10 protein-coding genes and 1 pseudogene are annotated in these 13,180 nt (G+C 46.7%); 8 read left to right on the forward strand and 3 right to left on the reverse strand.

The features are described from left to right. Positions 1-4 precede the first annotated feature (4 nt). The 4 genes from atpA to EIM92_RS06375 all read left to right on the forward strand — a co-directional run bounded on the left by atpA (position 5) and on the right by EIM92_RS06375 (position 4,903). The gene (gene atpA / locus EIM92_RS06360) at positions 5-1,519 is read left to right on the forward strand and encodes a F0F1 ATP synthase subunit alpha (RefSeq protein WP_125081964.1); all 1,515 of its coding nucleotides are present in this window, start codon (positions 5-7) and stop codon (positions 1,517-1,519) included. A gap of 328 nt (positions 1,520-1,847) precedes the next feature. Further along, positions 1,848-2,708 (forward strand): ATP synthase F1 subunit gamma, encoded by an 861-nt coding sequence (gene atpG, locus EIM92_RS06365; protein WP_125081965.1) that lies wholly within the window; start codon positions 1,848-1,850, stop codon positions 2,706-2,708. A gap of 307 nt (positions 2,709-3,015) precedes the next feature. Continuing rightward, positions 3,016-4,416: a F0F1 ATP synthase subunit beta gene (gene atpD / locus EIM92_RS06370; RefSeq protein ID WP_125081966.1), complete on the forward strand. Its 1,401-nt coding sequence runs from the start codon at positions 3,016-3,018 to the stop codon at positions 4,414-4,416. A gap of 61 nt (positions 4,417-4,477) precedes the next feature. After that, complete coding sequence (locus tag EIM92_RS06375; RefSeq protein ID WP_125081967.1) at positions 4,478-4,903, forward strand: F0F1 ATP synthase subunit epsilon; 426 nt, start codon at positions 4,478-4,480, stop codon at positions 4,901-4,903. A gap of 713 nt (positions 4,904-5,616) precedes the next feature. Here the strand turns inward: EIM92_RS06375 and EIM92_RS24710 are convergent. Beyond that, positions 5,617-5,844 carry a copper homeostasis protein CutC gene (locus tag EIM92_RS24710; RefSeq protein WP_425464194.1) on the reverse strand — a complete coding sequence of 76 codons (228 nt, stop codon included), beginning with the start codon at positions 5,842-5,844 and terminating at the stop codon, positions 5,617-5,619. 199 nt (positions 5,845-6,043) lie between these two features. Here EIM92_RS24710 and EIM92_RS06385 point away from each other — a divergent pair, with 199 nt between their 5' ends. Then, positions 6,044-6,295, forward strand: a complete 252-nt coding sequence (locus EIM92_RS06385) for a DUF1146 family protein (protein ID WP_125081969.1) — start codon at positions 6,044-6,046, stop codon at positions 6,293-6,295. A gap of 335 nt (positions 6,296-6,630) precedes the next feature. Further along, on the forward strand, positions 6,631-7,980 hold the full coding sequence (gene murA, locus EIM92_RS06390; protein WP_125081970.1) for a UDP-N-acetylglucosamine 1-carboxyvinyltransferase: 1,350 nt from the start codon (positions 6,631-6,633) through the stop codon (positions 7,978-7,980). Positions 7,981-8,611: 631 nt separating this feature from the next. On the opposite strand, the pseudogene EIM92_RS06395 reads toward murA, so the two are convergent. Together EIM92_RS06395 and EIM92_RS24115 are read right to left on the reverse strand one after the other, a co-directional pair. Next, positions 8,612-9,967, reverse strand: a pseudogene (locus tag EIM92_RS06395) (IS1182 family transposase); the annotation flags it as partial. A 725-nt stretch (positions 9,968-10,692) separates the two neighbouring features. Further along, positions 10,693-11,112: a hypothetical protein gene (locus EIM92_RS24115; protein WP_164514981.1), complete on the reverse strand. Its 420-nt coding sequence runs from the start codon at positions 11,110-11,112 to the stop codon at positions 10,693-10,695. Positions 11,113-11,407: 295 nt separating this feature from the next. Between EIM92_RS24115 and spoIID the strand changes: the two genes are divergently transcribed. Both spoIID and EIM92_RS06410 read left to right on the forward strand, forming a co-directional pair. Continuing rightward, positions 11,408-12,343: a stage II sporulation protein D gene (spoIID, locus tag EIM92_RS24120; RefSeq protein WP_125081972.1), complete on the forward strand. Its 936-nt coding sequence runs from the start codon at positions 11,408-11,410 to the stop codon at positions 12,341-12,343. A 73-nt stretch (positions 12,344-12,416) separates the two neighbouring features. After that, positions 12,417-13,160 carry a M23 family metallopeptidase gene (locus EIM92_RS06410; RefSeq protein WP_125081973.1) on the forward strand — a complete coding sequence of 248 codons (744 nt, stop codon included), beginning with the start codon at positions 12,417-12,419 and terminating at the stop codon, positions 13,158-13,160. Positions 13,161-13,180 lie beyond the last annotated feature (20 nt).

Below are 13,180 nucleotides of genomic sequence, written 5' to 3' on the forward strand. Positions count from 1 at the left end.
AAACTTGAGTATCAGACCTGAGGAAATCAGTACGCTGATTAAAAGTCAGATCGAACAATATAAATCGGAAATTGAAGTGGCCGAAGTCGGCACCGTTATTCAAGTTGGTGACGGTATTGCACGCGTCCACGGGCTTGAGAACGCCATGGCAAACGAACTACTCGAGTTTGAAAACGGCGTTTTTGGTCTTGCACTGAACCTAGAGGAAAGCAATGTAGGGGTTGTTATTCTAGGGCCATATAGCGATATTCGTGAAGGTAACCAAGTTAAACGCACCGGGCAAATTATGCAGGTTCCCGTTGGGGATGCCTTGCTTGGCCGTGTTGTCAACCCGCTTGGGCAGCCGGTTGATGGCAAGGGGCCTATCGAAACTACAGAGTTCCGTCCTGTAGAGAATAATGCGCCAGGTGTTATCGAACGGAAATCGGTTCATGAGCCGATGCAAACGGGGATTAAAGCGATCGACTCTATGGTTCCAATCGGACGTGGTCAACGCGAGCTGATTATCGGTGACCGCCAAACAGGTAAAACAGCGATTGCTATTGATACCATTATCAACCAGAAGGGTAATGGTGTGAAATGCGTATACGTTGCTATTGGTCAGAAGCAATCCACGGTAGTTAACGTAGTTGAGACGCTTCGTCGTCATGGAGCTCTTGATTACACGATCGTAGTTACGGCATCTGCTTCAGAGCCATCACCGCTTCTGTACATTGCGCCATATGCGGGTGTAGCGATGGCTGAGTACTTTATGTACAAAGGTGAGCACGTACTTATTATTTATGATGACTTGTCTAAGCAAGCGGCTGCTTATCGTGAGCTGTCTCTCTTGCTTCGCCGTCCGCCGGGCCGTGAGGCATTCCCGGGTGATGTCTTCTATCTGCACTCCCGTCTGTTGGAGCGTGCAGCGAAGCTGAGCGATGAGATGGGAGGCGGATCTATTACCGCACTGCCATTTATTGAGACTCAAGCTTCTGACGTATCGGCTTATATTCCAACGAACGTTATTTCAATTACGGATGGACAGATCTTCCTAGAGTCTGATTTGTTCTACTCTGGTCAGCGACCGGCGATTAACGTTGGTATCTCGGTATCCCGTGTAGGGGGATCTGCCCAAATCAAAGCGATGAAGAAGGTAGCAGGTACACTTCGTCTTGATTTGGCTCAATACCGCGAGCTCCAGGCATTCTCTCAATTTGGTTCTGACCTTGATAAGTCAACGCAAGCTCGTCTGACACGCGGTTCCCGGATGATGGAGATTCTAAAACAGGGTGTAAACCAACCGCTTTCTGTTGAGAAGCAGGTTATTAGCTTGTATACAGCAGTTAAAGGATATCTCGATGATATTCCACTTGGCGATGTGCGCCGTTTTGAAGCTGAATTCCTCTCCTTCGTGGATAGCCAGCATGAAGAAGTGCTGCAATCGATCCGTGATACGAAAGATTTGACGGCTGATAATGAGGCAAAGCTGAAAGAGGTTATTGAGAAGTTTAAACGTAGCTTTGCTGTTACGAAGTAATAAGCATCATGAATCGTCTTGAGCCTTGGGCTTCATATTGGTTCATGGTCACGTATAAGAAAACTTATTTTGGCTGAGCCAAAGCTTAGCTACATACTGGAAGTAGTGTTTTGGGACTGAGCCGTACTTAAGGGATGCTTTCAGTTTAGCTTTGGCTGTGAGCCAAGGTTTGAGAATAGGTTATGCAGTAATAAGGTTTGTTTACAATGCCAGTTTTGGCTCAGCCAGAACTAAAGTAAATGCTTTCGAAGTAACTTTGGCATTCGCCAAAGAGATTATGCTTACGATGCCAGTTTTGGCTTAGCCAAAACTTTAAGGTGGTGAAATCATGGCAAAAGGGATACGCGAAATAAAACGCCAGATCAAAAGTATTCAGAACACCCGTCAGATCACGAAGGCGATGGAAATGGTTGCTTCGGCCAAGCTTAGAAAAGCACAGGAAAAAGCACAATCTTCTCGCCCATACGTTGAGAAGCTGAAGGAAGTCGTGAACAGCATCGCTGCTGCATCCGAAGGCATCACCCATCCCATGCTCGTTACTCGTCCCGTGAAGCGGACTGCATATATTGTCATCACAGCAGACGGCGGGCTTGTTGGTGGATATAATACGAATATTCTTCGTAAGGTGATGGATGTCATTAACGAGAAGCACGCATCTAAATCGGAATATGGCCTGTTTGTGGTTGGACGTAAGGGTCGAGATTATTTTAATCGCCGAGAGCTTCCCGTAGTGAAGGATGTCGTCGAATTATCTGATTCTCCAAAGTTCGCTGATATTAAGTCTTTGGCATATGCTGCTGTTAAAGGCTTTGAACAAGAGGAATTCGATGAGGTATTTGTTTGCTACAACAAATTTATTAATGCGATGACCCAGCTGCCGACAGTAGATCGTTTGCTCCCATTCGACAGTGTCGAAGCGAGCGATCAAGCAGAGGAATACGAGTATGAGCCTTCTCCTGAAGCCGTGCTCGAAGTCCTGCTTCCTAAGTATGCAGAGACCCTCATTTTTGGCGCTCTTCTGGAAGGAAAAGCGAGTGAGCTTGGTGCAAAAATGACGGCGATGGGCAGCGCTACGAAAAATGCATCGAAAATGATCGGTGAACTGACCCTGACGTATAATCGCGCACGTCAAGCGGCTATTACCCAGGAAATTACGGAAATTGTGGCAGGGGCAAATGCTCAAAGCTAGCAATTTCGTTTCGATGATAGTTTGCGGATATGCAGGAAAAAGAAGTGCTTTGTAGCTTCTGTTCATTAGAGGACTCATGTTCCACTAAACGCAACATGCTTCAGGGGTTATTGACGCTACTTTACCAAAAATATGAGCATAGCTCTCTGTGAGTCAGGCTTATGCTGATGAAGTAGTTTTGCTGCGTTCTTGGAACTGACGTTACATAGCTCCGCAAAACTTGGCTTATGCTTACGAAGCAGTTTTGCTGTGTTCTCGAATCGAAGAAGCATAGTTCCGCAAAACTTTAAGGAGGGAAACAACAATAATGAACAAAGGACGCGTTGTTAGCGTAATGGGTCCGGTTGTTGACGTTGAGTTCGGACGCGGGCAACTTCCGGAAATATTCAACGCTGTTAAAATTGTGAGACAGGGCGCGCAGGAAGAGGGCAGTGACCTAATTCTGGAGGCATCCAATCACTTGGGCGACAACCTGGTTCGCTGTATTGCCATGTCCTCGACGGATGGTCTTGTACGTGGCATGGAAGCAGTAGATTTAGGCGCTCCTATTTCTGTTCCAGTAGGTGAAGTAACTCTGAGCCGCGTATTTAACGTGCTTGGAGAAACGATTGATAATAAAGGCCAGATAACGGATGGAGAGAGGTATCCGATTCACCGTGATCCTCCTTCATTTGAAGAGCTGTCGACGCAGTCGGAAATTCTTGAGACCGGGATTAAAGTTATCGACTTGCTTGCTCCTTATGCTAAAGGGGGAAAAATCGGTCTTTTCGGTGGTGCCGGTGTTGGTAAGACTGTTACAATCCAAGAGCTTATCAATAATATCGCTCAGGAGCACGGCGGTATTTCTGTATTCGCTGGCGTAGGTGAGCGTACTCGTGAAGGTAATGACTTGTATCATGAAATGACGGATTCCGGCGTTATTAATAAGACGGCGATGGTATTCGGTCAAATGAACGAACCTCCAGGTGCTCGTCTTCGCGTTGCCCTGACTGGTTTAACGATGGCGGAATATTTCCGTGATCAAGAGGGACGCGACGTTCTTCTCTTTATCGACAACATTTTCCGCTTTACTCAAGCGGGCTCCGAAGTATCTGCCCTTCTTGGACGTATGCCTTCCGCAGTTGGTTATCAACCAACGCTTGCGACAGAGATGGGTCAGCTTCAAGAGCGGATTACTTCGACGAAAAAAGGTTCTGTTACATCCATTCAAGCGATTTATGTTCCTGCGGATGACTATACGGATCCGGCTCCTGCAACGACATTTGCTCACTTGGATGCGACGACGAACCTGGAGCGTAAAATCTCCGAGAAGGGTATTTTCCCTGCGGTTGATCCGCTTGCTTCCAGCTCCCGGATTTTGACACCTGAAATTGTGGGCGAGGAGCATTATAATGTGGCGCAGGGTGTTAAACAACTCCTGGCTCGCTATAAGGAATTGCAAGATATTATTGCCATCCTTGGTATGGATGAGTTGTCTGAGGACGACAAGTTGATCGTATCTCGCGCCCGGAAGATCGAACGCTTCCTGTCGCAGCCATTCCACGTGGCCGAGCAATTTACCGGAATTAAGGGTAAATACGTGCCGATTGCAGAAACTGTACGCAGCTTTAAGGAAATCCTGGAAGGTAAGCATGATTCGCTTCCGGAAGCGGCATTCCTCTTCGTTGGTACGATTGAAGAAGCTGTAGAAAAAGCAAAAACATTGTAATATGCACCGTTAATTCGGATGCTTCAGAAATGAACTGTCCCACGAACAGGAGGGATGACTAGTGAGCACCTTTTTATTGGAAATTGTTACACCGGAACATGTGGTGTTCTCCGAGCAGGTGGATAGCCTGACCGTTCGGGGTGTCGAGGGCGAACTTGGTATTTTGCCGCATCACATTCCGTTAGTAACACCGCTTCAGGTTGCTCCAATTGTGGCGAAAGCCGGTGGAAAATCGACCACAATTGCAGTGCACGGCGGCTTTGTTGAGGTTCAGAAAGACAAAGTTATCGTTCTTGCTGAAAGCGCCGAGCTTCCAGAAGAGATTGATGTTGATCGTGCGGTAGCTGCGCGTGAGCGTGCAGAGCGGAGATTGAGCGCAGGTAAAAATCAGGATCGAATTGATCATCGTCGTGCCGAGTTGGCTCTGCAAAGAGCGACTACGCGGATCAAGGTGTCCGGTAACGCGAAGCTCAATAAGCATCATTAATAAAGTAAGATTAAAGGAAAGCCGAACACTCTGTGTTCGGTTTTTGTCTTTAAATAAAGGAGGATAATACTCTTACTCTCACTATAGGCTGTTGGTTCATGTGTCATTGATTTTATAAATTTTAAATTATATATAAGGGGGAATAACTCGCAAAGAATCATCCATCCCAAAACGCTCGCTAGCTACCTTAAAACTTGCTTTGGTCAATCAATTCGATCCCCTCAATTGCAAGCTTAGTGAGTATTCATTAAAAATAGGTATAAATTAAGAATCATTTGTAAAATGTAGTAATTAATAGTGGATATAAACTGTTTCTTAAGCCCCTTTTAATCCCTTCTTAAGATTCAATCTGATTTGGGACATTTGGCTATTTGTGAATATTTTTAATCTAAGTAAGTCCGCAGGTATTGCAAATTTTAAGGAGTTGTTAGGTTCGATGGGTTGAAGCAGTTTGTTCTCTGACCGCCGTCATGCAGCAATGCACCGCGCGCTGGGAGCTGTGCGAGCCTTACTCTGAGCCCATGTGAAGCTTTTTACTAAAGTCCTGCTCAAGAACAAATTCCAATGCGCGATGATGAAGTCGTTCGCCGGGCATAGCCGGACATAATGGAAATGACATATGGTTGACTTAGTCGCGTCAAATCGGATATAGTATCCACGGTTGCAATTTTTCGTGTCGATAAATGACGGCCTCTGAGTTACGAATATGGTCATTATGAGTCTGGAACACTTAGATGGCGAAATTTAGCGGTATCTTGTAACATAGTAGCTATGTTCTCTTTATCGCAGAAAAAATGGCAACTGTGGGGACGAATCATAACTTTGATATCTATTTGAACCCGTTCTTGGATTTGTTGCACAAGACCTGACGGGGAGTTAATTTCTTTTCTTGGGGGCATAATCGTCTCCAGGCAATCAGCTCCGAATCTGGCTGCTAGGATTGTATCGCCTAGGTTTCTAGATTTTTTTCAATTGGAAGCCTTCTCAAGCGAAAGAAATGCTGGATTATTGTTACCTATCCAAGTATGATATATAAGGTCTATAAATTTTTTACATTATGCTTGCCGATATATATTTATAGTGTGTTAACCCTTACTGGGGCGGTTGCATAAGTATAGAACGAGGCGGGGGGAAGCGAATATGAGTCCGATGGATTCAGTGCCAGTTTCAGTTGGCATGAATGGTCTTACGGCCATTTTAGTATCGCTGGCTTGTATTGTCCTGTCCTGGTGGGCGCTGCAAAATCTCAAGCTCGATTTGTTCATCAAGCATCCAAAGGGGCCGCAAGGCAAATTACTGCAATTGCTTCTGGCCATTGTGCTGGGACGATTTGTCTCTGCCTTCATATTGGAGTATTTGGGATATACGCAGATGCTTCGCTATATGTTTTAATTCCTAAGTCTTTGGTTATAAGTGTGTTAGACTGTTAGAGGTTAAGCGGAATTTTTGGGGGTCTTTGAGCATTATTGCGTGATATAACGCAGAGAGAAGTTTGTCGAATAACATCAAAACATTGTGTCAACAATGGTGAATAAGGATTAAGCCATGGGGATCAAGTAATAGTTTGCAAATAAGACGAAATACTCCATGATTCGTGTTATTTTTACACGTTTAGAGCCTTGTCCGCCTCAAGCTACCGATGATATGATGAAATTTAGGGGATAAGTGGGGATACCTTTGTTTTGCATCGAAATAAGGGTGAATATGAACGCGCGGAGGGAAACAAGATGAGCAAATTTATCGTCCGCGGTGGCAATATTTTGTCCGGGAACGTTAAAGTTAGCGGAGCTAAAAATTCAGTGCTGCCGATCATCGCAGCATCTTTATTAGGGGAGGAAGGCGTAAGCGTAATTCGTGATGCCCCGCCGCTAGATGATGTGATGACCATCAATAAAGTATTGGAATCGTTAGGAGCGACCGTTACATATGATCGTGAGGTAATTACGGTCAATGCGCAGAAAATCGCGAGTTGTGAAGCCCCGTACGAATGGGTGCGCAAAATGCGGGCCTCTTTCTTGGTCATGGGTCCATTGTTGACCCGTATGGGATATACGCGAATTTCTCTTCCTGGAGGCTGTGCGATTGGTACGAGACCGATTGATCAGCATTTGAAAGGTTTCGAAGCGATGGGGGCCGAGATTAACCTGGGGCAGGGCTTCATTGAAGCGAAGTCTAATGGGCGTCTTCGTGGAGCGAAAATATATTTGGATGTAGCCAGTGTTGGCGCAACAGAGAATATTATGATGGCAGCTACCCTAGCTGAAGGCACAACGATCATCGAGAACGCGGCGAAGGAACCAGAAATTGTTGACCTCGCGAATTATTTAAACGGGATGGGTGCGGTTGTCCGCGGAGCCGGTACAGGCGTTATCCGTATCGAAGGTGTTGAGAAACTGCGGGGCGTAGAGCATACCGTAATTCCTGATCGTATTGAAGCAGGCACGTTCATGATTGCTGCTGCTACGACGGGAGGAAACGTCTTTGTAGAAGGAGCGATTGCCGACCATCTGGGGCCCGTCATTGCAAAACTTGAGGAAATGGGCGTACAGGTTGAAGTACAGGAGAACGGCGTGCGGGTGATTGCTGATAAGCCTCTGAAAGCAGTAGACGTTAAGACTCTACCGTATCCGGGGTTCCCCACAGACATGCAATCTCAAATGATGGCACTGCTGCTTGTATCTGAGGGTACTAGTGTCGTAACAGAAACGGTATTTGAGAATCGTTTTATGCATGTGGAACAATTTGCACTGATGAACGCAGAAATCAAGGTTGAGGGGCGTAGTTCCATCATTACTGGCGGAGCTAAGCTTAGCGGGGCAAAAGTGTGTGCAACGGATTTACGCGCCGGGGCAGCATTGATTATTGCCGGGCTCGTAGCTGATGGTACGACAGAAGTGAGCGGTACGCATCATATTGATCGCGGTTACGTTAACTTGGCTGAGAAGCTTTCCGGCCTTGGTGCTGATATTTGGCGGGTAACTGTGGATGAGAAAGAGCCTGCAGCCCAGACTGAACGGGTTCCTGTAAATGTACAGGAGGAGCTGCCAATTCTTAAGGTACAGCCGACTTGGGCTTAATTGTTAAATAGTGTTTATAACCTAAAGCAACTGTAATCCGGAAGACCGTGTGCGAACATGGTCTTTTTAAGTTGGGTATGAAGGGGTTATCTAGGTTGAAGCTTGTTTTTCGAAACGCCTTAGGGCGTTTTTTTTGAGAATTAATATACCGTTTTGAGAATTAATGTAGACGTATATATAGTAATTTTGAGGGCGCAGTGAATATGGGATAATACAGGGTTATAAAGGATGAAGAGGCTGTGTGAGTTGCTAAAGTTGCGGACAGGGATGAGATTCACGGATGATATTCACTACAAAAAGCGGATAGGGATGATATTGACTACAAGAATGTACGAAATAGGTTAATTGTATTTGTTGCATCTAGATTCGAGTAGTTTATCGTTGAATATGTAATTAGATGGATTTGTTACAGTTAGAATGAGGTAATCGGGGTATTACTGAGGAAAAGTATGTTTTTAGATACATGAAATGCATTTGTTTTACGAAATTGCCGATTTGGAATTAAAATAGCTGTATGAAATCAGACTGTTGAAGTAATTGATTTTCTATGCAAGAAAACATACTTTCCACGGAAATCCAGAATCGAAAGGATTAAAATATAAGGTGAGTTCCCGTTTGTACGAGAAAAAAGCTTGGCTAGGTGCCTTGCTATTTTCTTAATGTTCTGCACTATGGCAGTCATCAGTGCTTGTTCCTGCACTTTTTCCCGGCCACGCAAACGGGAAATGCGAAGCCCATGGAGCACTTTGGCATCCGCGAAGCTTCGCTCAACTGTTTTACAACGGAGCTTATACAAGATCTGTCCTGAAGAGCTACGGTAATTCGCTTCTACTCGCTCTTTAAACCCTTCCCAAACATGCCGCTGAATTTTACGTTTACGATTTTTGCTTGATGTACAGCTATCCAATAATGGGCATTGGCCACATAAGTCAGGGTTGGACATATATTCTTTGTATCCATTGCGATTAGTTGTGTGGTAAGTCAGCTTAGATCCATTGGGACATATATAAGCGTCTTGTTGCGGGTCATAGGAAAACTCTTCTTTGGGTATAGTCCCCTCTGCTGTAGGGGCATTACGAGTAGCGATGACACTGAAAACACCCATCTCGCTTGTTTTTTTGCATATGTAGGGCGTCATATATCCTGAATCCAAAGCAACAGCTTCTAACGTATTGTGAAAGTCAAATGTATCGATCTGTCTTTGAAGTCTTTCTATATAAACGGTTGAGTCATTCACATTTCCAGGGGTAACATGGACATCCGTAATGAGATTGAATTTGTGATCGACTGTACGATGATCCAAATAATAAAACCCTTCGGGTTTGCCTTTACGCTTCATAAAGCCACTTTCTGGATCGGTGTTACTCACTCGCAGTTTTTTTTCAATCGTTTCGTTTTTCACGGGCGGCAGCGGCTTTTTTCCATGACGCTCTCGTTCTTGATTAACAGCTGTCTCCAATTCTTTTAAATATTCAAGGGGCGTTTCCGTCACAACTTGCATCGATGAACGATTTTTATTCGCGTTAGCTTGGATGTGCGTTGAATCAGTAATGAGAACACGTCCCCCTACCATGTTATGACGGATGGCCAAACGGACTACTTCGTCAAAAATGTCTTGAAAAATGGTAGATCCTTTGAATCGCACATTACGGTTGTAACTAATCGTCGAGTGATCCGGCACAGGATCCGTTAAGCCTAGACCGAGGAACCAGCGGTAGGCTACGTCCGTTTTAATTTCTTGCTCTAATTGCCTTTCGGAGTGAATGCCATACAAATAACCAATCAGCATCATTTTGAAAAGGCGAATCGGGTGAATTGGAGGCCTCCCTAATGTGCCGTGATAGTAGGGGCGAGTCATCTCCGTAATAAATGAAAAATCTACGTTTTCATCAATGATTCGTAGTAAATGATCTTTTGGTACAAGCATATCTATACTAACCAATTCAATTTGATTTCTATCTTGTTGAATGTTAGGCAATTCGCACACCACACTTTCAATATATTACCTATATTATACCAAATTAACGCGGTAATGTGATCTAGATAGGGGCTTTTTCAACAGTCTGATGAAATACAGTTATATTTAATCAAGCCCTGTCATCTCTAACTAAAATTATTCATTCCTAAATTAGACTATTCATTCTTAGCGAAGCGAAACGGAGTCATTGAACTGCGTTTTTTGTGTTGTTTATATTTCGTTTATGTTTCGCTTATGTTCTGTTTGTGTTTTGCCTATGTAATGCTTATATAATGTGAAAATATTTTTACGACTGTTACTTTTGCCTGGTCAGTGTTTGCTTCATTTAATCAACATATCAAATTTATCTGTTTTTAATATAATTTGAGTGCGTTAACTTTTTATCCAGGTTCTAGCAGACAGTAGGGAGTCATATCTATAAGTATAGCGAACAAAAAGTATAACGATTTCAAACGCTAGGATCGCACGTTTTTTGGTGGTTATAAAAGCGTGTGATTGCAGCATGAATCGGGATGGAGGTTGCTTGCTTTGGATATGGAAATGAAAAAAAGGCCCTTACTCATTAATCTATCAGCTCGTAAAAATAAAAAAGATCAAAACTGCGTATCGATTGCTGGCAGTTTGGATCGTTGCAATTTAAAGAGAGTAGTTGGGCAAAGAGATGGGGAAGAAGAAGGGCAGGAAGTTTTAGTATCGCATTATCCTAGTATTAAAGAGAAGGGTCAGCAGCAGCTTCAGGAGGCGGAATCGGCAAAACTGTCGTTGTCACTCCCATTATCGTTACCTGGACCTAAGCTTCGGCTAGGGAAATCGTTGGGAACGGAGGCGATATTGGCTGATGAGGATGAGAAAGCAGGTTTTGAGCCATCTATATTATATGAGAAGAAAAATGTTATAGAGCTGTATGATGCTAAAAATGGGTTAGCAAGGTCATCCGACGAGCCGCTTACGCTTAGCGAAGCGCCTGCGGGGGCATCGCGCTTCACAGCTAGCCCGCCTCTTGCAGCGCCCCCGCACGGGCAGCGCCCGGCGCGTCCCCTCCCGCTGCCGCTACGCAAGCCCGCGCTGGGCCCGTCCGCGGCGGGCTTGCCCGCGCCGCGCACGTCTACGCCGCGCACGTCCACGCCGCGCACGTCCACGCCGCGCACGTCCACGCCGCGCACGTCCACGCCGCGCACGTCTGCGCCACGCACGTCTGCGCCGCGCTCGCTGCGCGCTGTGCGCGTGCGCGTCCCCGCGGGCACGCGCGCGTGCCGCTCCTTCCGCCATCGCGGAAGGAGCGGCGCCAAGCTCGGCGCTGCGCTTGCCTCGCTGGCCGCGGCGGCTGTGCTGCTGGCTGCGCTCATCGGCAGCCGCAGCGCCGCCGGGCCAGCGCCCGCGCCGCTGCCGGGCGCTGCCGCGCTGCCCGCTGCGCCTGGGCCAGCCCGCGGCGCGGCACTTGACGCGGCAATGGTGCCGCCCGCGTCCCCACTGCCGCCGGCGCTGCCTGCCAGCGAATGGCCCTCAGTTAGCGTCTACCTGACGCATACTGGGGGCATCGAAACGCTGCCACTTGAGCAGTACGTGACCGGCGTGCTGGCGGCTGAAATGCCGGCAGATTTCGATCTTGAGGCGCTCAAGGCCCAGGCAATCGCTGCCCGGACGTTTATTGTTCGCCGGTTGGCAGACGGTGACCGAAGCGGTGTTCCGGTCAAAGAAGCAGACGTCGTCGATTCGGTAAACCATCAAGCCTACCTATCTAGCAAAGAGCTGGATAAATGGCAGGAGCTCGGCAAGGGAGAACAACTGGCAAGGCTTCGCCGAGCGGTGGAAGAGACGAGGGGCATCGTCATGACCTACCAGGGCAAACCGATCACCGCGACCTTTTTCTCTGCCAGCGGCGGCCACACCGAGAACTCCGAGGAGTATTGGTCGCTCAAACTGCCCTACCTGCGCAGCGTGCCCAGTCCATGGGAGAAGACGGTCAATCCTTCCTTGAAACAGACCGTTTCGCTGTCGGTAAATGAGCTGTTCAGCAAGCTAGGGCTGCAGGCGCCTGACCATCCTGTAACCGCGTCCGTTGAAGGTAAGCAGCCATCAGCCCCGGCCCTCTTTCAAATTAAATCGTATACGGCAGGTCACAGCATAAAGACAATGCTTATCGGCGATCATATCTTTACTGGACGGGAGCTGCGGGAGAAGCTGGGACTGCGCTCCGCCCAGTTCATGATGTCCATGGACGGCGACAATGTGCAGATCACAACTTATGGCAATGGGCATGGTGTAGGGATGAGCCAATGGGGAGCCCATGGGATGGCTAAGCAGGGCTATACGACGACGCAAATTCTCAAACACTATTACACCGGCGTATCATTTGCCCAGGCTTCTGCTTTATTGAAGAAGTAAATTTTAAAAATATTACTATAATCCAAGTATAAAAGAGTCACCCTCGGTAACACTGGTTATTGAGGTGATAGCCATGAATGAACAAAAACCAAAAAAACAACCCCATGAGGAATCTCCCAAAAATATAATGGGCGAGCCGGAGGCCCCGGTATCCGCATGGAAAAAAGTATTGTCCAAAAGATGGGTATATCCGGCAGCGTATGTGGCGGCAGCGGCAATTATACTAACCTTAGTGTGGGTCTACCAGGATGCAGGCCGCAGGCCTATGGAATCGACCCCCGCCAGCGTAACGGATACCGTTCAGCTTCCGGATGACGAAATGATCCGAGACAACACCACGGAGAAAGCCGAAACGTCGAAGGCTGCTAGCACGGAAGATTTAATCTGGCCGGTGGCCAACGTATCCGAAGTGTCCATCGTTAGGCCGTTCTATGAAAAAGAAGGCTCCACAGAGGATCATCAGGCAGCGATGGTTGAGTACAAGGATACCTTTACGCCGAATACGGGCATTGATTTAGCCCGTGAGGATGATAAGCCATTTGAAGTTAAAGCTGCACTGGCTGGTAAAGTGACTCGAGTTGAAGAACATCCGCTGCTAGGCTATGTTGTGGAAATTACCCATGCGAATAACCTAAAGACAGTGTACGAGAGCTTGACCGACATTAAAGTGAAACAAGATGCTGAAGTGAAGCAGGGCGATACCATTGCTAATGCCGGACGTAATGAGATGGAGAAGGATCTCGGCAACCACCTTCATTTCGCGGTTTATGAGAATGACGAGCTGGTTAATCCAGTGAATGTGCTTCCTAGCAACTAAACCCTGTTTTCCGATCAGAA

It is taken from the genome of Paenibacillus lentus (assembly GCF_003931855.1).
Lineage (GTDB): Bacteria > Bacillota > Bacilli > Paenibacillales > Paenibacillaceae > Fontibacillus > Fontibacillus lentus.

Bases quoted from the DNA above. Each gene is read 5' to 3' on its own strand.
- atpG (WP_125081965.1), top strand. From the start codon at position 1,848: ATGGCAAAAGGGATACGCGAAATAAAACGCCAGATCAAAAGTATTCAG.
- atpD (WP_125081966.1), top strand. From the start codon at position 3,016: ATGAACAAAGGACGCGTTGTTAGCGTAATGGGTCCGGTTGTTGACGTT.
- EIM92_RS06385 (WP_125081969.1), top strand. From the start codon at position 6,044: ATGAGTCCGATGGATTCAGTGCCAGTTTCAGTTGGCATGAATGGTCTT.
- murA (WP_125081970.1), top strand. From the start codon at position 6,631: ATGAGCAAATTTATCGTCCGCGGTGGCAATATTTTGTCCGGGAACGTT.
- spoIID (WP_125081972.1), top strand. From the start codon at position 11,408: ATGGTGCCGCCCGCGTCCCCACTGCCGCCGGCGCTGCCTGCCAGCGAA.
- EIM92_RS06410 (WP_125081973.1), top strand. From the start codon at position 12,417: ATGAATGAACAAAAACCAAAAAAACAACCCCATGAGGAATCTCCCAAA.